18 protein-coding genes and 1 tRNA gene are annotated in these 18,867 nt (G+C 47.9%); 14 read left to right on the top strand and 5 right to left on the bottom strand.

Features of this window, described 5'->3' with window-relative positions; all coding sequences use genetic code 11:
• Positions 1–2 precede the first annotated feature (2 nt).
• Together IEV98_RS15625 and IEV98_RS15620 are read left to right on the top strand one after the other, a co-directional pair.
• Positions 3–1,361, top strand: a complete 1,359-nt coding sequence (locus IEV98_RS15625; protein WP_188506958.1) for a UDP-N-acetylmuramate--L-alanine ligase — start codon at positions 3–5, stop codon at positions 1,359–1,361.
• Between the two features lie 78 nt (positions 1,362–1,439).
• The gene (locus tag IEV98_RS15620; RefSeq protein WP_188506957.1) at positions 1,440–1,778 is read left to right on the top strand and encodes a helix-turn-helix domain-containing protein; all 339 of its coding nucleotides are present in this window, start codon (positions 1,440–1,442) and stop codon (positions 1,776–1,778) included.
• A gap of 145 nt (positions 1,779–1,923) precedes the next feature.
• On the opposite strand, the gene IEV98_RS15615 is transcribed toward IEV98_RS15620, so the two are convergent.
• The 4 genes from IEV98_RS15615 to IEV98_RS15600 form a co-directional block, all read right to left on the bottom strand.
• Positions 1,924–2,109 carry a hypothetical protein gene (locus IEV98_RS15615; protein WP_188506956.1) on the bottom strand — a complete coding sequence of 62 codons (186 nt, stop codon included), beginning with the start codon at positions 2,107–2,109 and terminating at the stop codon, positions 1,924–1,926.
• A gap of 94 nt (positions 2,110–2,203) precedes the next feature.
• A complete protein-coding gene (gene scpB / locus IEV98_RS15610) occupies positions 2,204–2,764 on the bottom strand; it encodes an SMC-Scp complex subunit ScpB (protein WP_188506955.1) in 561 nt (186 codons plus the stop codon).
• Positions 2,765–2,769: 5 nt separating this feature from the next.
• Positions 2,770–3,894 carry a CofH family radical SAM protein gene (locus IEV98_RS15605; protein ID WP_188507210.1) on the bottom strand — a complete coding sequence of 375 codons (1,125 nt, stop codon included), beginning with the start codon at positions 3,892–3,894 and terminating at the stop codon, positions 2,770–2,772.
• A 58-nt stretch (positions 3,895–3,952) separates the two neighbouring features.
• Complete coding sequence (locus IEV98_RS15600) at positions 3,953–5,098, bottom strand: PQQ-dependent sugar dehydrogenase (protein ID WP_188506954.1); 1,146 nt, start codon at positions 5,096–5,098, stop codon at positions 3,953–3,955.
• 160 nt (positions 5,099–5,258) lie between these two features.
• Between IEV98_RS15600 and IEV98_RS15595 the strand changes: the two genes are divergently transcribed.
• The 11 genes from IEV98_RS15595 to IEV98_RS15545 all read left to right on the top strand — a co-directional run bounded on the left by IEV98_RS15595 (position 5,259) and on the right by IEV98_RS15545 (position 17,581).
• Positions 5,259–5,858, top strand: coding sequence for an RNA polymerase sigma-70 factor (locus IEV98_RS15595; RefSeq protein ID WP_188506953.1), 600 nt, complete (start codon positions 5,259–5,261; stop codon positions 5,856–5,858).
• 67 nt (positions 5,859–5,925) lie between these two features.
• Positions 5,926–6,972: a FecR family protein gene (locus IEV98_RS15590; protein WP_188506952.1), complete on the top strand. Its 1,047-nt coding sequence runs from the start codon at positions 5,926–5,928 to the stop codon at positions 6,970–6,972.
• A 404-nt stretch (positions 6,973–7,376) separates the two neighbouring features.
• Positions 7,377–10,880 carry a SusC/RagA family TonB-linked outer membrane protein gene (locus IEV98_RS15585; RefSeq protein ID WP_229738788.1) on the top strand — a complete coding sequence of 1,168 codons (3,504 nt, stop codon included), beginning with the start codon at positions 7,377–7,379 and terminating at the stop codon, positions 10,878–10,880.
• Between the two features lie 42 nt (positions 10,881–10,922).
• Positions 10,923–12,638 (top strand): RagB/SusD family nutrient uptake outer membrane protein, encoded by a 1,716-nt coding sequence (locus IEV98_RS15580; RefSeq protein ID WP_188506950.1) that lies wholly within the window; start codon positions 10,923–10,925, stop codon positions 12,636–12,638.
• Positions 12,639–12,656: 18 nt separating this feature from the next.
• Positions 12,657–13,655, top strand: coding sequence for a sugar phosphate isomerase/epimerase family protein (locus IEV98_RS15575; RefSeq protein WP_188506949.1), 999 nt, complete (start codon positions 12,657–12,659; stop codon positions 13,653–13,655).
• A 126-nt stretch (positions 13,656–13,781) separates the two neighbouring features.
• Complete coding sequence (locus IEV98_RS15570; protein ID WP_188506948.1) at positions 13,782–15,086, top strand: MFS transporter; 1,305 nt, start codon at positions 13,782–13,784, stop codon at positions 15,084–15,086.
• Positions 15,083–15,811, top strand: coding sequence for a (Fe-S)-binding protein (locus tag IEV98_RS15565; protein WP_188506947.1), 729 nt, complete (start codon positions 15,083–15,085; stop codon positions 15,809–15,811). The genes IEV98_RS15570 and IEV98_RS15565 overlap by 4 nt, the downstream gene beginning before the upstream one ends.
• 42 nt (positions 15,812–15,853) lie before the next feature.
• On the top strand, positions 15,854–16,780 hold the full coding sequence (locus IEV98_RS15560; RefSeq protein ID WP_188506946.1) for a sugar phosphate isomerase/epimerase family protein: 927 nt from the start codon (positions 15,854–15,856) through the stop codon (positions 16,778–16,780).
• Positions 16,781–16,923: 143 nt separating this feature from the next.
• Positions 16,924–17,009 (top strand) — tRNA-Leu (locus tag IEV98_RS15555).
• A 102-nt stretch (positions 17,010–17,111) separates the two neighbouring features.
• Positions 17,112–17,315, top strand: a complete 204-nt coding sequence (locus tag IEV98_RS15550; RefSeq protein WP_188506945.1) for a DUF2683 family protein — start codon at positions 17,112–17,114, stop codon at positions 17,313–17,315.
• A complete protein-coding gene (locus tag IEV98_RS15545) occupies positions 17,306–17,581 on the top strand; it encodes a Txe/YoeB family addiction module toxin (protein ID WP_188506944.1) in 276 nt (91 codons plus the stop codon). The genes IEV98_RS15550 and IEV98_RS15545 overlap by 10 nt, the downstream gene beginning before the upstream one ends.
• Before the next feature lie 148 nt (positions 17,582–17,729).
• On the opposite strand, the gene IEV98_RS15540 is transcribed toward IEV98_RS15545, so the two are convergent.
• Entirely contained in the window at positions 17,730–18,032 is a 303-nt protein-coding gene (locus IEV98_RS15540) for a hypothetical protein (RefSeq protein ID WP_188506943.1), read from the bottom strand.
• Positions 18,033–18,345: 313 nt separating this feature from the next.
• Here IEV98_RS15540 and IEV98_RS15535 point away from each other — a divergent pair, with 313 nt between their 5' ends.
• Positions 18,346–18,648, top strand: a complete 303-nt coding sequence (locus IEV98_RS15535) for a hypothetical protein (protein WP_188506942.1) — start codon at positions 18,346–18,348, stop codon at positions 18,646–18,648.
• Positions 18,649–18,867 lie beyond the last annotated feature (219 nt).

Raw genomic sequence — 18,867 nt, 5'->3', positions numbered from 1 at the left:
TTATGCGGGTACATTTTATTGCCATTGGCGGTAGCATTATGCATAACCTCGCTATTGCTTTGGCTAAGAAAGGGTATATCGTGAGTGGTTCTGATGATCATATTTACGAACCATCACGTACCAATCTTGCCAATGCGGGGCTGCTCCCCCAGCTTGGATGGGACCCCACGCATATTACGGCGGATATTGATGCAGTTGTATTGGGTATGCACGCCAACGCAGACAATCCGGAGTTGTTGAAAGCCCAGGAATTAGGGATCCGTATTTATTCGTATCCGGAGTTTGTCTACGAGCAAGCAAAGGAGAAAACACGGGTTGTAATAGGTGGAAGTCATGGTAAAACTACCATTACAAGCATGATCATGCATGTACTCAAGTCTATCGGGCGGGAGTTCGATTACTTGGTTGGTGCAAAGCTGGATGAATTTGAGTATATGGTGCGACTTACCAAGGACGCCCCGCTTATGATTATCGAAGGCGACGAATACCTCGCGTCGACGATTGATCAGCGACCCAAATTCCATTTATACCGACCGAATATTGCACTCATCAGCGGTGTGGCGTGGGACCACGTTAATGCGTTCCCGACGTTTGAAAACTACGTGAATCAATTCAGGCTATTCATCAAGCATATTGAGCCCAAGGGAACACTGGTCTATAACAAAGAGGATAAGACCCTGCAGGAGCTGGTCCTCGAAGACCGATCTAAGATAAATAAGCACGGTTACCGTACGCCGGAATATACCATCAATAAAGGAATAACCTATATGCACAGCCATATGGGGGATATCCCGTTGCAGGTTTTTGGAAAGCACAACCTGTCTAATATCGCCGCCGCTTTTACGGTGTGCGAGTGGCTGGGCGTAACGCGCGAAGCATTTTTTACGGCAATCCGTCAGTTCAAGGGCGCATCGAGGCGCTTGGAATATGTGGCGAGTGATAACGATAGTGTCGTCTATCAGGATTTTGCACACACACCGGCCAAATTGAAAGCAAGTATCCATGCGCTCAAGGAGCAATTTCCTGGCAAGGCATTGGTGGCTATTATTGAATTGCATACCTATAGTAGCCTTAACGAAGCCTATCTGAATGAGTATAAAGATACGATGCATGAGGCCGAATACCCCGCAGTATTCATCAATCAGGAAACACTGAAACAACGAAATGCCGAAGCGATTTCGGAAGACACGTTAAAGAAAGCCTTCAATCAGCCTAATTTGGTCTATTTTAGCCGCATTGAAAACATGAAACAATACCTGAATGAAATGTCCCCATCGGGCAAAAACCTATTGTTCATGAGCTCCGGAAATTATGGTGGCATAAATCTTGTTAATTTCGCCGATAAGTTCTTATATAAATGAAAAGTTTGATTATATTCGATTCCCGATTACGGAAATCGCATCACGCAACTACTTAGATTTCTACTTACCATCTTACCAATGAATGCATTAGGAAAAAAGATCAGGCTCTTGCGGCACCAGAAAGGGTGGAGCCAGGAAGACGTCGCCAAGCGGCTGGATATATCCATACCGGCTTTCTCCAAAATCGAGACTGGCATAACAGATGTCAACTTATCCCGATTGGATCAAATATCACGGCTTTTTGGCCTTACCGTGGTCCAATTACTGGCCACTACGGATTCCGAAGAGGAAAAAAGACAGGCTTCGGAACTGGCATCGGCTAACAAGAAGCTTCAAGAGCGCGACGCGGAAGTGATTGAATTACAGAAAAAGGTAATCGATCTTTACGAAATGTTGCATAGAAAGCCCACGGAATAGCCTGTATTGGCCCCGCTGGAAGCGAAAGTTTGCAAATAGAAATGGATGGATACCCATACGCCCTTTACGGCGTATGGGTATGACGCGTAATTATACCGTAATCGTTGGTTAGGTAAGAATACTTTCAAATAGGGGGATTTTTTTATCAGTAGTCGTCATCGTCATCGAAATCATCAAATTCATCCAACGAGTCAAACTCATCCAACTCAAAATCATCCTCATCCTCGAAGAGACCATCCGAGTCATCATCTTCCGGTCCATCGTCAAAAGTGACCAAAACGTCGTCCTCCAACATCGCTAAATCATTGTCGTGCATCATTGGCGTTTCCATAATCATATTAAAAAATACTGTAGTTTTTTTATAGGATAAAAGTAGCAAGAATTTGATTTCAAAACATATTTTTTGAAAAAAATATCTTGGTCGCTCATTCGCTGGTATTGCCTATTGTATTGTCGTCTTGGACGATTTCTTTCAGCTTCGGCAAGTCGGCGGTATTGGCGATGCCAAAATGGTCCATGAAAATGTCACTCGTGCCGTATAATATGGGCTTACCCAATGTGTTGGATTTTCCCATAATTTTAATCAGTTCTTTTTCAAGTAGGCGTTGCACAGAATAATCGCAATTGACCCCGCGGATTTGTTCAATTTCTAATTTCGTAATGGGCTGGCGATAGGCAATGATGGCCAACGTTTCCAGTGCCGCCGGGCTAAGCTTCTTTTTTGAACGGTGAGACTGTAGCTGGTTGATGGTGTCGTAGTATAACGGTTTGGTCAAAAACTGGTATCCGTTGTTTATGAATCTCAATTCGAGTATATACGCTTCCTGAAGGTAGCGATTTTTGATTTCTTCCACCGCCGCGATGATGACCTGCTCCTCGAGGTCGATAGCCGACGATGACTCGAGGACCTGCTTGATTTCGGCGATGCCGATGCCATATTCCGAAGCATAGATTAGCGCTTCGATGTGTTGACTCAACTTTTCCAAGTTTCTTAATAATCAATGACCTGTTCTTCCATCGTTTCGGGTATGTCCCGAAATTCATATTTCTGCGTGCGAAGCTGAGGCTGGAATCCAGCGCCCCGGATGGCATCCTGTATCGATTTGGAAGTGAATCGATGCGGTGCTCCCGCAGCGGACACGACGTTTTCCTCAATCATGATTGATCCGAAGTCATTGGCGCCAGCGTGTAGGCAAAGCTGTGCTATGCTTTTTCCCACGGTTAGCCAAGAAGCCTGTATGTTTTTAATGTTGGGCAACATGATGCGGCTTAATGCAATCATGCGAATATACTCGTCGCCCGTTACATTGTTGGTAATTCCGCGGAGGCGTTTGAGCAAGGTGCCATCATCCTGAAAGGGCCAGGGAATGAACGCAACAAAGCCGTAGGTGTTTGCAGGCCGCTCTGCTTGCACCTGCCGTATCCACGTCAAGTGCTCAAACCGTTCGGCAATGGTCTCGATATGGCCAAACATCATGGTGGCCGACGTCGGTAAATTGACCTGATGGGCAGCCCGCATCACGTCCAACCACTCTTTACCGCCACATTTGCCTTTGGATATCAGGCGTCTTACTCGATCGTTCAATATTTCCGCACCAGCACCGGGCAGTGAGTCGAGCCCTGCCTCTTTGAGTGCGCGGAGCACATCGATGTGCGGCATGTTTTCCAGTTTGGCAACGTGAGCGATTTCTGGGGGGCCAAGCGCATGTAATTTTAATGTCGGATATAACGCTTTCAGTTCTTTGAAGAGATTGGCGTAGAATGCCAATCCAAGATCGGGATGATGGCCCCCTTGTAGCAACAACTGATCGCCGCCATAGCGGAATGTCTCTTCGATTTTACGCTTGTAGGTTTCGATGTCGGTGATGTAACTTTCCTCGTGGCCCGGCCTGCGGAAAAAGTTGCAGAACTTGCAATTTGCGATGCACACATTGGTGGTGTTCACATTGCGGTCGATTTGCCAGGTTACCTTGCCATGGGGTACCTGTATCCTACGCAATTCATTCGCCACATAGGTCAAGTCGGCGATCGGTGCGTGGTGGTACAGGTGAATTCCCTCATCAATGGAAAGAAATTCAAAATCCAACGCCCGTCTAAGCAGATTGTCCACATTCATGATCACAAAGATACGCAGTTTTTGATAAACCCGGCAGGTTTTGAGCACGCATCGCGTTTTATTCGAGTGGCATCAGTTTTAGTAGCATGCCAGGGCCTTCGGTGAGTATGTAAATAAAGCCATCTGGGCTTTGGGCGATATGCCTTACGCGACCGATGCCTTCAAGAAGCTTTTCCTCATGGGTGTATTTTCCGTTGGAAATTTCGATACGGGCTACGTGTGTTAATGCCAGGGCGCCCGCAAAAAGATTGCCTTGCCAACCGGCGTAGCGGTCACCTGTGTAATACAGCAATCCACACGTCGCAATGGATGGTGTCCAATAATGAATGGGTTGCTCCATCCCCGGTTTTCCGGTGAGCTCCGAAATGATGGCGCCGCTGTAATCAATGCCATAGGTGATGATCGGCCACCCATAATTTTTACCTTTTTCAATAATATTGAGTTCGTCACCGCCGCGTGGCCCATGTTCGGTGGCATAGATGAGGTCATTGGAACCGTCGTACACCATGCCTTGTACATTGCGGTGCCCATATGACCAGATACTCGGCTTTGCCCCGGAAGTATTCACAAAGGGATTGTCGCCCGGGATGCGGCCATCGGCATGCAGCCGGTGTATTTTGCCCAGATCGTTGGCCAGGTTTTGAGCATTTCCCTTGGTTCCCCGTTCACCCGTACTGAAATACAGGTAGCCGGCCTTATCGAAAATGATCCGGCTTCCGAAGTGTACGCCCGATGTCGATAGCGGCATGGTTTGGTAGAGCGTTTCCAGGTCGGTGATTTCATTATTCCCCAGTTTGAATCGGATTAGAGCCGTGCTGCCGCCCCCTTGCCCCGGCTTGGCGTAGGTAGCGTATATCCACCCATTTTCGGTGTAATTGGGGTGAAGCTGGATGTCCATCAAACCGCCTTGCCCACGTTCATAGGTTTCCGGGAAACCACTGATTTTAGTGCCTGTATCCTGTTCGTTTTCGAACACCAATAGCTCGCCTTTGCGCTCCGTGACCAGCATACGGCCATCGGGTAACCAAACCATGCCCCAAGGATTATTGAGCCCGGTGTGGAGTGTATCCACATAGAAGTTCTGGTTTTCGGAGCTGATCGGCGTATTGGTTTTGGGCATATCGTCATGCCTGCTATTGCTGTTGCAACTTGTTTGCAGCATGCCGATGGCGAGGATGCTGAATAATAGGTGAGGCGCTTTCATGGTTGCGTACGGTAACAATACAGTTCAATGGCCAAAGATAGGAAATGCATAGGGGTTTAGGTTAACGGATTGCAAATGAATAACTGTTTGCGCAAATATTCCGAATAATGAACACAGTACTTGGATATCTGTAACCGAATTGTTAGGTTTGTGTCAACCAATGAATAAGGCCTTGTTGAACAAATCCATCATCGAAACAGATGCTGAGTTGCTTACCCGAATAAGCAGAGACGACAAAGTTGCATTCGAAGCGCTGTACAAACGGTATTGGAGACGGTGTTATACCCAGGTCATGAAGCGGTCCGGTGATCCGACGCTGGCCGAAGACATCACGCAGCATGTGTTCGTCTCTTTATGGGAAAATCGGAAATCCATAACGATTCGAAATGTTGCGGCATATTTGTTTTCCGCTGTCCGGTTCCGCTTCATTACCTACCTGAAATCCCAATGGTATGAGGAAACCTACACGTTTCATTTCCTTCGTGAACAAAGGGACCCTCAAAATCCGGTGGAAGCATCTGTCCACATGAAGGAGCTTAATGACGCTATCGATAAAGGGGTGGCGTTGATGCCACCCAAAACAAAAGCCATCTACACATTAAGTCGCACCGAACACTATTCGGTGAAGGAAATCGCCAGCAAACTCAACCTGTCTGAAAAAGCAGTGGAATACCACATCACCCAATCGCTGAAGACCATGCGCCTTGCATTGAAGGACTTTCTACCCATCGCGTTACTCCTTCAAAATTTTTTTGAATAAATTTTTAGGGATTGCAGCCTTTCGATGGACTACATAATTAATACGGATTATAACCTTTCGCGGAATAATGGGACGAGCCAATTTTCATCGTTTATTGCAGCGCTACCTAGCGGGACAGTGTACGCCAGCAGAAGAACAACTGGTGAATCATTGGTATCATATGCTGGATGGAAACGACCATAGCGAAATCAGTTCCGAAAATTTAGATGCCATAGAAGACGCCCTATGGGATAAGATCCGTCCGCAGCTGGATGATGATCATGAAACCAGCACAATTGCATCATTATCGTTTTTTCGGTCGAAGCGCGTGAGGCTTTGGTTGGTCGCAGCATCTATAGCGGCTTTATTAGTCGCCTCAGGAACCATTGTATATTTCCGCATCGTCTGCTATCCGGTCCAGCCATCGTTTGCATCCCGGGATGTCGCTTTGGATAGCAATATCATGCTGGTGAAGAATGACACCAAGCACCGTATGAACATCATCCTTTCCGATCAGTCATTGGTGGAGCTCTATCCTGGGGCGTTACTCGAATATCCCAAACACTTCAAAGAAAGAAGCCGGGAAGTCCGGTTGGTCGGCGATGCATTTTTTTCGGTGGCTGCCAATAAAGAAAATCCGTTTTGGGTTTTCCATGAGGGGATGATTACCAAAGTATTGGGAACGAAATTCAAGATCACGGCGCCCAAAGGGGATGCAAAAGGTGAAGTCATCGTGTATTCCGGCAAGGTTGACGTATTTTATAACGTAGGCAAGCGTAACTTTATGAAACGCGTGCTTTCCGCACCGGATAAAGCGTATGTCACGACCAATCAAAGGGCCGTATTGTTGCCGAATGGAATTGAAGAAACCATTGCGGAGAATCCGTTACCCCTTAGTGAACAGGTGGATGCCATCCGCCACGAGACATTCAAGGATATCCCGATGCCCGACCTGGCTGAAACGCTTAGTGGGCTATATGCGCTGAGCGTGGTTGCGGATAGCAGTTTAACCCAGATTACATTTACGGGTGATATCAGTGGAATCGGGTTGTTCAAGCAGTTGGATATCATCTGCACCGTTACCGGTACCCGTTATGAAGTGGCGGGCACAACCATTTTCCTGAAGAATAAATAGCGACCACAATGAACACACATTTTTATAACCAAACACACTAATGCACGATATGATGAAAGACAACAAAACTTAACCAACTACCGGGCAGCGGGGAGGCGTTGCCAGCCTGTATTTTAATGAATCTGTTTCCGAGCCCCGAGACCAAACGGGGTTTCAATGGCTTTCTTTGGCACTTGCCAAGTGAATAACCGTTGATGGAAGCCGATGAGGTTGAACCAAAAGCACATTAAAATGATTAAACTGAAAACTTAACAAACAAAAACCGGCAATATGGGGGTATTGCCGGCCGTAACCCGGAATCGATTCATTCCGGTATGATTTACAGTTCAAAAAATCCGTTTACGAACCATAAATTTTTCAAAAATATGAAAAAAGATCGAATTATTGCGTTAACCAAAACTGCGATGAGACTAACCTTTTTATATGCCCTTATTACGTCGATTGTCGTATTTACAAGCCATGCAACCGAGGTGGACGCCCAGGGTGCGCTTGACAAAAGGGTCGAAGTGGCTGGCAAACGCACCACCATAAAAGAGCTGATTGCGACGCTTGAGGAACAATCGGGTGCGCATTTCATTTACAGCTCTTCTGCTATCAAGACCAACCGTAAAATCAAGATCACATCACTTTACGGCGACTTATCTGATGTGCTCAAGGAGGTTTTCAGACCGATCGGCATTGACTATAAGGTAGAACATGATAAAATCTTGCTCTTCAATAAGTTTCAGGAGCTTACCATTACCGGTAAGGTCACAGATGCAAGCAACGGCATGCCGATATTGGGTGCGGCGGTGAAAGTGAAAGGCACTGCCAAGGGTACGAGTACAGATGACGACGGTCGGTTCTCACTGGAGGTGATGCCAAACACGACGGTGGAAGTGAGCTACATCGGCTTTGCAGCCCAGGAGTTTGTGGTGGATAGCAATCGACGCGTTTATGACCTCGCCCTTCAGACCTCGTTGAGTACATTGGATGAGGTGGTGGTGGTGGGGTATGGTACCCAACTCAGAAAGGATGTAACCGGCTCGGTCGCCGTAGTCGATGTAAAAGACTTGAAACAACAGCCGGCGGCCAGCCCCATTGAAGCGTTGCAAGGGAAAGCTACTGGCGTACAGATCATCAATACCGGTGCGCCGGGTGCCACACCGCAGATCCGCATCAGGGGATTCAGTACCATCAATAACAACGACCCCTTGTATATCATCGACGGGATGCCTTATGAGGGTAAGCTGGGTTGGCTGAACGCCAATGACATTGAAAATATGCAGGTATTGAAGGATGCCTCGGCGGCTTCCATTTACGGTGCCCGTGCGAATAACGGTGTCGTAATCATTACCACCCGCAAAGGGACGACGGGCGCACCGAAGATCACGTTCGATACCTACTACGGTACGCAGCAGCCGATGCGAAATCGCTTCCCCGAATTCCTGAATCCGATGCAGTTCGGGGAGTATGTTTATGCGCGGTTTAAAAATGCCGGCGATACCCCCGGTACCAGTGAAACCACCGGCACGAATTACGGGTCGGACCCCGATCGTCCGACATTGCCGGAGTACCTCTTGGCAGGGTCTGCAACCGGTCATGAAATCACCGCGGCGGATGCCGACGCATCGAAATACAATTACAGTATGGACCCGGCCCAGTTTTACCAGATTACGAAAGCCAATCATGCCGGTACCAACTGGTTTGATGCCATTACGCGGGATGCTCCCATGCAAAACTATCAGCTCAGCATTTTGGGGGGCAGCGAAAATGCCAGCTATGCCATAAGCGGCGGCGCATTCAAGCAGGAGGGAACCTATAAATATACCGGCTTTGAGCGGTTTACCATCCGCAGCAACACCCAGTTCACCTTTCTCGACGACCGGGTGACGCTGGGTGAGAACATGCAATATTCCTATACCAGCGGCCATGGGTTCGGCGTCAATGAAAACAGATCGGGAGATTACCAAGGAGAGGGGTCGCCTATCGGTTGGGCCTACCGGATACAGACCATTATCCCGGTATACGACATCATGGGCAATTTTGCGGGTACCCGCGGCAATAAAATGGGGAATGCCGATAATCCGCTTTCCGTGCTGTACCGTTCCAAAGACAATGTAAATAAAAGCGGCCAGTTTTTCGGAAGTGCCTTTGCCGATATCAAGCTGTTGGAAGGGCTCAATTTCCGGAGTACCTTCGGCCTTCGTTATGAAAACTTTAATGGCGTTTCAATTGGGTACCCCAATCCGGAGCGTTCCGAAGGGAGTTTCACGAATAATACCCTAGGTGAGTACCAGGGGTATAACTCCGAATGGACGTGGTCTAATACCGCCACGTACAAAAATACGTTCAGTGACCGCCACAACCTCACTGTGCTGCTGGGTACGGAAGCGGTAGAATCGAAATACCATCAGTTGAATGGGAATGGGAACGAGTTTTTCGTCGCCGGCGACCTGAATTATTACTACTTGAACACGGCCGCTAATACCAGTGCTGGAAGCACAGGCGCGGAGGGATCACTTTTCTCCGTTTTCGGTCGGGTTGACTACGCGTTTGCCGACCGGTATTTGTTATCAGCAACGGTACGTCGCGATGGATCGTCTAATTTCGGGCCTGAAAACCGTTATGGCACCTTCCCCGCAGCCAGTGTGGCGTGGCGCGTTTCCAACGAAAATTTTATGAATACCGTCACCTGGGTGGACGACCTGAAGTTCCGCGCAGGTTACGGCGTTACGGGCAACCAGCGCATTCCAACGTTCCAGTACGTGAGAAGGTACGCGTCGGGGATCAATCATTCCTTCTACCCCATCACAGGGGGGAATGAACTGGCGAGTGGATTATGGACCAGTAATTATGATAACCTAGGCGTAAAATGGGAAGAGGCCAAGTCGGTAAACGTAGGCCTTGACTTTACCTTGTTCGGCCAACGGATCGATGGTGCGGTCGACTGGTTCGACCGACGGACGGAAGGTGTATTGTACCCCGTGCCGCAACCCTCCGCTGCGGTGGGTAGGGGCTCGTCACCGTTTATTAACTCCGGTAATATCCAGAATTCGGGTATCGAAGTGTCTTTAAACTATCATTATGCAGCGAGTGCAGATGAAAATGCGTTCCAGTTTGATGTCGGGGCATTCTTCACCAAATATACCAACGACATCATCGAGTTGGCGCCGTCCGTCACGGAGCAGCCTTACCTCACATTGCGCGGGGTGACTACTTCAGTCATCAAAGCTGGTGCTCCCTTTGGCGCGTTTTATGGATATCAAGTATTGGGCATATACCAAAATGAGGCAGACATTGCCGGCAGTGCATCGTACAGTGGCGCTCGGGTAGGAGGCTTTAAATTCGCCGATGTATCGGGCCCGGACGGTATACCGGATGGTGTCGTTGATGGGGCTGACCTTACCGTAATCGGCAACCCGCATCCGGATTTCATCTATTCGCTTAGTTTGAATGCATCCTATAAGCGATTTGATATCGGTATGTTTTTCAATGGCTCACAGGGCAATGACCTGTTCGACCTGACACGCCAGTATACCGACTTTTATGCATTCCCCGGAGCCGTGAGTACACGTGTGCTGGATGCCTGGAGCCCAAGTAACCCCACGAGCATGATGCCATCACCGAATGCTGATGCACCGACCATCGAGTACCAATCGTCCAGTTACTACGTGCAAGACGGCAGCTTTTTCCGGATGCGGAACCTGCAGTTAGGTTACACGGTCCCCACGGAACGCATGTTTGGCGGTAAGGTGGCTAACCTGCGTGTATACGGTAGCGTTACCAACTTGTTCACCATCACTGGTTACAGCGGCATGGATCCTGAAGTGAGCCAATACACGTCTGATTTTAGTGCTCCAGGGGTTGATATGGGGGTATACCCAGTACCACGGCAGTACCTATTGGGACTAAGTGTTACTTTTTAGCGAACGGTAATGGCGTAATTCAAACCATAAAATTTTTGAACGATGAAATTATACTATAAAATATCTGTATTGATTATGCTGTTGGGCATTGGAGGTTGTAGCGATAGTTTCTTGGAGCGGAGCCCGCAGGGCCAATTGGCCGATGAACAGGTCCAAAATACCAAGGCGGTCGAATGGTTGCTTACCGGAGCTTACGGCTTGATGAACGGCAACCGGGATGGCACCTGGGGTAACTATGCTTCTGCACCCAGCCAGTGGCTTTTTGGTGAGGTGGCTGCTGATAACGCACATAAGGGCAGTGAACTGGCCGATCAGGCTGTGATGTTCGATATCGAGCGGCATACCGCGATCAGTGTCAATGAGCATCTATCCACCATGTGGAATAATTATTACGAAGGTATTACCCGTTGCAACACCACGCTCCGGCAGCTTACGGTGGTGCAGGAAACCGCCACGGATAAATTTACGGACCAACGGGCCAAAGAAATCGAAGCAGAGGCCAAGATGCTCAGGGGCCATTACTATTTCTTCCTTTGGCGCGTGTTTAAAAACATTCCATACATAGACGAGACCATGTCTACAGTCGATGCAGCCAAAGTGCCTAACAACGTGGATGTGTTGCCGATGATTGAGGCAGATTTCCAGTTTGCGGTGCAGAATTTGCCCGCAGACGGCAATCCGCCAATGGGCGATAAAGGTCGGGCAGATCAGATCGCGGCAAAATCGTACCTAGGTAAAGTTTACCTGTATCAACAGAAGTTCGCAGAAGCATTGGTCTTATTTAAGGAGGTTATTGCAGCCCGTCCCAATCTGGAAGGATTACCTTTCCTGAATAATTTTGATGTGAATACCGAAAACGGACCGGAGTCCATTTTCGCAGCGCAACATGCCATTAATCCTAATGGTGGTGGTGATAACGCCAATGTTGGCGATATGCTTGGCGGACTGTATGGATCGGCACCGGCCAATTGTTGTGGGTTTTTCAATCCCAGCTTTGACTTGGTCAACTCCTTCCGAGTAACTTCGCAGGGGCTGCCCATGCTGGATGGCTCTTTCCAGCAAAACCCGTTCAAGTCCGATTTCGGGCTTAGCGGTACAGCTAAGGAAAATTACACCGTAGATAAGACACTGGCGATCGATCCACGGGTTGACTATACCGTCGGTAGGCGGGGCGTGCCTTACCACGATTGGGGTATCATGCCCGGTGATCCCTGGTTGCGCGACCCCGCATTCGGCGGGCCGTTTGTCGGCTATAAGCACATGATCGACCAAGCGGATTTTCCGGGAAATACACAATCGGGTGGCACCAATTACGTCACGTCCTTGAATGTGAATATCATCCGTTTAGCCGATGTGTACCTCATGGCGGCGGAATGTGCTGCAGAAACCGGCGACTTAGCCTACGCACTGGCGCGGGTAAACAACGTGCGTGCAAGAGCAGCTAAGCTTCCCCATAAGTCAGTGGGGGGTGCCGCGGTCGCCGCGTATGATGTGCAGCCCTATCCGGCGTTCGCCAGTAAGGAGTATGCCCTGGATGCCATCCGCTTTGAGCGCCGGTTGGAACTGGCACTTGAAGGGCACCGGTTCTTCGACTTGGTGCGTTGGGGGATTGCCAAAGAGGTGCTGGAAGCTTACTCTGCTTTCGAAGGAAGTCTCATCAGCTCGTATAGCGGGCTTCAATTCACGGAGAAGAACAATTACTTCCCGATTCCACAAGACCAGATCGATCGGAGTGGGGGCGTATTGGTGCAGAACTAAGGACCATAAAGCAACGCAATGATGAATACGAGAAGGAGATTCATAAAGCAGTTGGGTACGGGTATGGCAGCAGCTGCTGCCATACCCGTCCTGTCGCCTTTGCTTTCATGCGATGGCCAACGTGCTGGGGCGCAGGGAGCGGCCGGCGGCACCGAGCTGTTCTTTAAAATATCACTCGCGGAATGGTCTTTGAACCGCGCGATTTTCGGGGGACAGCTGGATCACCTCGACTTCCCGCTGTATGCGAAGGAAAATTTCGGGATCCAGGCCGTCGAATATGTTAACCAGTTTTTCATGGATAAGGCGAATGACCGATCGTACCTCAGCGCGCTGAAAACCCGGTGTGACGACAACGGCATGACCAGTGTACTCATCATGTGTGACCAAGAAGGAGACCTGGGCGATGCGGATGCGGCTAACCGGAAGCAAGCCGTGGAAAACCACTATAAATGGGTGGAAGCCGCGCAATTTTTGGGATGCCACGCCATTCGTGTTAACGCGGCCGGACAGGGAACTGCTGTGGATGTGGCGCGTTATGCAACGGAGAGCCTGACGGCCTTGGCTACATTTGCCCACGATTACGGCATTGCCGTAATCGTGGAAAATCATGGCGGATACTCCTCTAATGGCAAATGGCTAAGTCAGGTTATGCAGGCCATAAACCTCCCGGATTGCGGCACACTGCCCGATCCCGGTAATTTTTGCATCAAGCGGAGCGAACCGGTTGAGCGGACGCTAGAGGCGTACCTGAATACGGAATGCCTGGAGGAATACGACCGTTATCAAGGCACGGCCGAGCTGCTGCCCTTCGCCAAAGGTGTGAGTGCCAAAACATACGATTTCGATGCCAACGGTGAGGAAACCAGTATCGACTACCGGCGCATCCTGAAATTGGTGAAGGATGCAGGCTTTACTGGGTATGTAGGTATTGAATATGAAGGACATAGTCTATCGGCTGATGAGGGGATAACCAAAACCAAGGCGATGCTTGAACAGCTTGGGATGGCATTGACATAACCTGTTAAAATAAATACCCGATAGGATGGGGTGTCCGAAAGTATTTTGCTTTTGGACGCCCCTTTTTATCGTGGGTTTCCTTGGTAAATCCAACTATTTCCTATCTTAGCCCACTCAACAAAACGAATGACGATACGTAAAAATGATAAACCAACCATACGCGCTTGGGCGATGTTTGATTGGGCAAATTCCGCCTATAACTTGGTTATTACTTCCACCATTTTTCCGGCATATTATACCGCCATTACCTTTACGGACGCGCATGGCGACCGTGTCGATTTTTTTGGTCTCCGTGTAGTCAACACCGCATTGTCCAACTTCGCGTTATCGGTGGCCTACCTGCTCATGGCGTTTGTGCTGCCAATATTGTCGTCGGTTGCCGATTTCAAGGGAAACAAAAAGACGTTTATGATGGCATTTACCTATTTGGGTGGCATCGCTTGCATGGGGCTATTTTTTTTTAAACTCGAAACGCTCGAATGGGGGATTATCTGCTTCACCTTGGCGGCGATGGGGTATGTGGGAGGCGTATTGTTTAATAATTCTTACCTGCCCCAAATCGCCACTGTCGATCAGCAAGACCGCGTCAGTGCTCAGGGATTTGCGTACGGCTACATCGGCTGCGTGACCATCCAGGTTATTTGCTTCGTTTTTATACTTAAGCCAGAATGGTTTGGCATTACGGATCCCACGTTTGCACCGCGGCTGTCGTTTCTCTTGGTCGGACTCTGGTGGATAGGTTTTGCGCAAATTCCGTTCAAGAAGCTGCCCGACGGTACACGGAATAATGAGCGTGTTACCAAACACGTGCTTAGCAAAGGATTTGGAGAATTGCAGGATGTTTGGCGACGATTGAAGGGAATCCCGGAAATAAAGCGCTTTCTGCCCGCATTTTTCTTTTACGCCATGGGCGTGCAGACCGTTATGATCGTAGCGGCCGCCTTTGGCGAAAAAGTACTGCACCTGGGAGCACCCAAGCTTATTGCCACCATTTTGCTTATCCAGCTGGTGGCGATTGGAGGGGCCTACCTTATGTCATTGTTGGCCCGCTTTATCGGGAATGTGAGGGTATTGATCTTGGTGGTCTGTGTGTGGATCGGGATCTGTATTGCGGCCTTTTATATCAATCACGAAATCCATTTTTATATATTAGCTGCTTTGGTTGGCTTGGTGATGGGCGGTATACAGTCGCTTTCCCGTTCTACCTATTCTAAATTATTGCCCGCCGGGGAAGCCGATACGGCGTCTTTCTTTAGTTTTTATGATGTCACGGAGAAGATAGCCATCGTCATCGGATTATTTTCATTTGCGCTCATTGAGCAGGTAACCAATAATATCCGGTATTCTGCATTGAGTTTAGGCCTGTTTTTTGTGATGGGACTGGTGTTATTAGTTAGGATGTTGCTATTGAAAAAAGCCGTGCAAGAATGACCGTAGAATTGTTTATCCCATGTTTTATAGACCAGTTGTTTCCTGAAACGGCGTTTAGCACCGTGAAGGTACTTGAAAAAGCCGGATGTAATGTGGAGTACAACCCCCAGCAAACATGCTGCGGCCAACCCGCGTATAATGCGGGATTTTGGGATGAGGCGAAGCAAGTAGGAAATAAGTTCCTCCAGGATTTCCCGGACGACCGCATGATTGTATCGCCTTCGGCATCCTGTACGGGCATGGTGAAAAATGCCTACAATGACCTTTTTACCAATACGCTGGTGCACAACCGCTGCAGGACTATCCAGGGAAATATCCATGAGCTGTCTGATTTTCTTGTGAATGTGCTCAAAAAGGATTACTTTGGAGCTGAATTGGAAGGGCGGGCCGTATATCACGACTCATGTTCGGCATTGCGAGAATGCCACATTCGGGAGGAACCCAGGCAGCTATTGAGTAAAGTAGGAGGCTTGGAACTCGTCGAAATGCGTCATACCGACACGTGCTGTGGTTTTGGAGGTACCTTTGCGGTGAAGTTCGAAGCGATATCCAGCGCGATGGCGGAGCAGAAGGTGCACCATGCCTTGGAGATGGAAGCTGATTTTATTATCTCTACGGATTCCTCCTGTCTCCTGCATCTTCAGTCCTATATCGATAAACAAGGACTGGCGATTAAGACCATGCATTTAGCCGATGTACTCGCTCATGGCTGGGCAAATATTTAGTATATTTATTTTTCGCTAACCATTAACTCATATAAACAAAACATGACAGATAGACGTTCGTTTTTGAAACATTTAGGCGCGGGTGCCCTCGGTTTGTCTATTCTTCCGGCGTTGGCCTGCACGGGACGCTCGGAAAGTAGTTCAGGTGATGAGTCGGAGTCCGACAAGAAGTTATTTTTCGATATTTCCCTTGCCCAATGGTCGCTGCATAAGACGATTTTTGATGGCAAGCTGGATAATCTTGATTTCTCGGCGACGGCTGCGAATACCTTCGGTATCCACGCGGTAGAATATGTCAATCAGTTTTTTAAAGACAAAGCCAAGGACACGGCTTACTTGACGGATCTAAATCAACGCGCAAAAGACAACGGTGTCAAGAATGTACTGATTATGATTGACGGCGAAGGTCCTTTGGGTTCCACCGTAGAGAAAGAGCGGCTTCAGGCTGTAGAGAACCACTACAAGTGGGTGGAGGCGGCACAGTTTCTGGGTTGCCATGCCATCCGGGTAAATGCGGCCGGAGAAGGTACGCCAGAAGAAGTCAAGGCCGCGGCCATAGACGGATTGGGCCGGTTGAGCGAATTTGCCGCACAACACAGTATTAGCGTCATCGTGGAAAATCATGGTGGTATATCCTCGCACGGCGACTGGCTAAGCGCGGTACTACAAGGTGTGGGCAAAGAAAATTGTGGCAGTCTGCCTGATTTCGGGAACTTTTATGAATATGACCGCTATCAAGGCGTGACGGATTTGATGCCCTTTGCGAAAGGCGTGAGTGCCAAAGCCAATGTGTTTGATGAGCGCGGGAATGAAGTGAATATCGACTATCGTAAGATGCTCCAGATTGTGAAGGATGCCGGATACAAAGGATATGTGGGCATTGAGTACGAAGGAAGCGAACTGAGTGAAGAAGAAGGTATTAAAGCGACCAAGCGGCTATTGGAGCGGGTAGGGGCGGAATTGAGCTAGTATGGTCAGCTAGGGCGTAACGAGTGCGTTCTGTTTTGCTGGGAAGCCCCTTTTGGACTTGCCGACGGAAAAATATGTAAAAACACCTTTGGAAATACACAAAACACGCTATATTTGCGGACTGAAATAGGAGTTGCCATGTTGCTCGGGTGGTGAAATTGGTAGACACGCAAGACTTAAAATCTTGTTTCCCTTAAAGGAAGTGCGGGTTCGATTCCCGCCCCGAGTACGAAACCCCTCTTTACGACGAGTAGAGAGGGGTTTTATTTTGTGTTTCGCTCCGTTAAATAACTGCGGTTATATATTACAGAAAATTTAATATTTTTGTGTAATGGATACTATACTGATTCGTCCCAAGAATAAAACGCAGTTGGAGGCTATCAAAGCTTTTGCCAAGGCATTGAAAATGGATTTTGAAACGAAGAGTTCAGAAAGTCCATATGACCCTGATTTTGTCAAGAAAATTCTCAGAGGCAGGGAAGATATCAAAAATGGTAAAGGCGTAAAAATAGCCGTGGAAGACCTATGGAAGTAATCTATTCCCCTCAGGCCGTTGAGGATTTGAATTACTGGAAAAAGTCTGGGAACAAAACCATTCAGAAGAAAATACAGCAACTTATCGTCGCTATTATAGAAAATCCGTTTGAGGGGATTGGTAAACCGGAACCTTTGAAACACGAATTATCCGGTTCTTGGTCACGGCGAATCAATCGCGAACATCGTATGGTTTATGAAGTTTACAACGACAATACGATTGTGATTCTTGAAATTCAGTCACTTCGTGGCCATTACCTGAAATAAGCTATTCGCAGCGACCCTTTTCGTATAAAATCGCCTCATAATCCTCCAGAAAGTTCGACATTTCGCACGTTGCCTGTACAGCACGGGAAAGATGTAATTTGTATCATCTTTCCCGTTTTTTTATTTTAAAAGGTTTTGTTATTCAGCTTTATAAGTTGAGCACATGCACGTGCCTGCTTTCGGATAGCTCGCCGGAAAGTGTGTCATTGAAAGCTAAATACACGTGGACGTCGGTTTCCGTAAGTTTTACAGGCAAAGGAAAAAGGTATTGACCCATACCCCGCGTAATACCTGACGTACGGATATCCCAATAATTTACACCGACGGGGCGCACCAGGATGATGGTATTCTGGTCGTTCACGAGGCTGTCTTTTGCCGCAGAAACATCCCACGAAACAGAAAGCCCCGCATCAGTCGATGTAAAAAACGAATACGATAAAATAAAATTCATAAATAAATTAAATCATATCTTCTTAATAATTATAAGGAATAGATACCTATATATTACCTAGAAATCCCCTAGAAAACCCCTAGAAAACCCCTATAAATTGAACATAGATTGTAATTGCTTTTAGGTCGGTTCGACGGCAAAACGGCGAGGATATTTATGATTTCAAGACAAAAGTGATGTTGGTCATTTCTATAAACGATTCTTTCCGTATATTTGGCGAGGGTAGATTAATGCAAAATAAGGGGTTTTGATACGTTTTTGTACATATGTTCTGTTTTTCGCTTTGACGCTGCAGTCATTTTATCGCAGCATCATGACCTTGGAATATCAGATCCATTTACCCGATTACCTTGCAAAATGCATAAACAAAGACCGGCCCGAGCTCCTTTGTAATGGCCAGTGTGTGCTGATGCAGAAAATAAGGGAGAAGGAGAAAGACGAGACAAAGAAAAATTTGGTGGTATATGAGTATAATTCGCTTTACGTGCATAATGGCCGTACCGTCTTGACTCCGCATCAGCCGAAAGAAGAAGTCAACCAAAGCCATTTTTCACCTTATCTGATTGATTACAGATTTAATTACAATACCCCCGTATTCCGCCCCCCGATCAGCTGATCCATACCGGTAGCATTTGGCTTAAGGCAATTTGACACGGTTTGTTGATGAGATCAATTCACTTGTTGGTATCGATGAGGAAAATGATAGCTTATAGGTAGCTATCAGCGATAAGTGCGTTGTTAATCCCATGTAGGATCATCCCTGCCGCCATTCTTGCGCTTTAAGTCTGATTATGAGCTGCTGGTTTTCAGTTGTTTTTCACTAAGATATTTTTCT

It is taken from the genome of Parapedobacter pyrenivorans (genome assembly GCF_014636865.1).
GTDB lineage: Bacteria > Bacteroidota > Bacteroidia > Sphingobacteriales > Sphingobacteriaceae > Parapedobacter > Parapedobacter pyrenivorans.
Note: the sequence above shows the minus strand (reverse complement) of the source record. Positions and strands in the feature narration are given on the sequence as shown.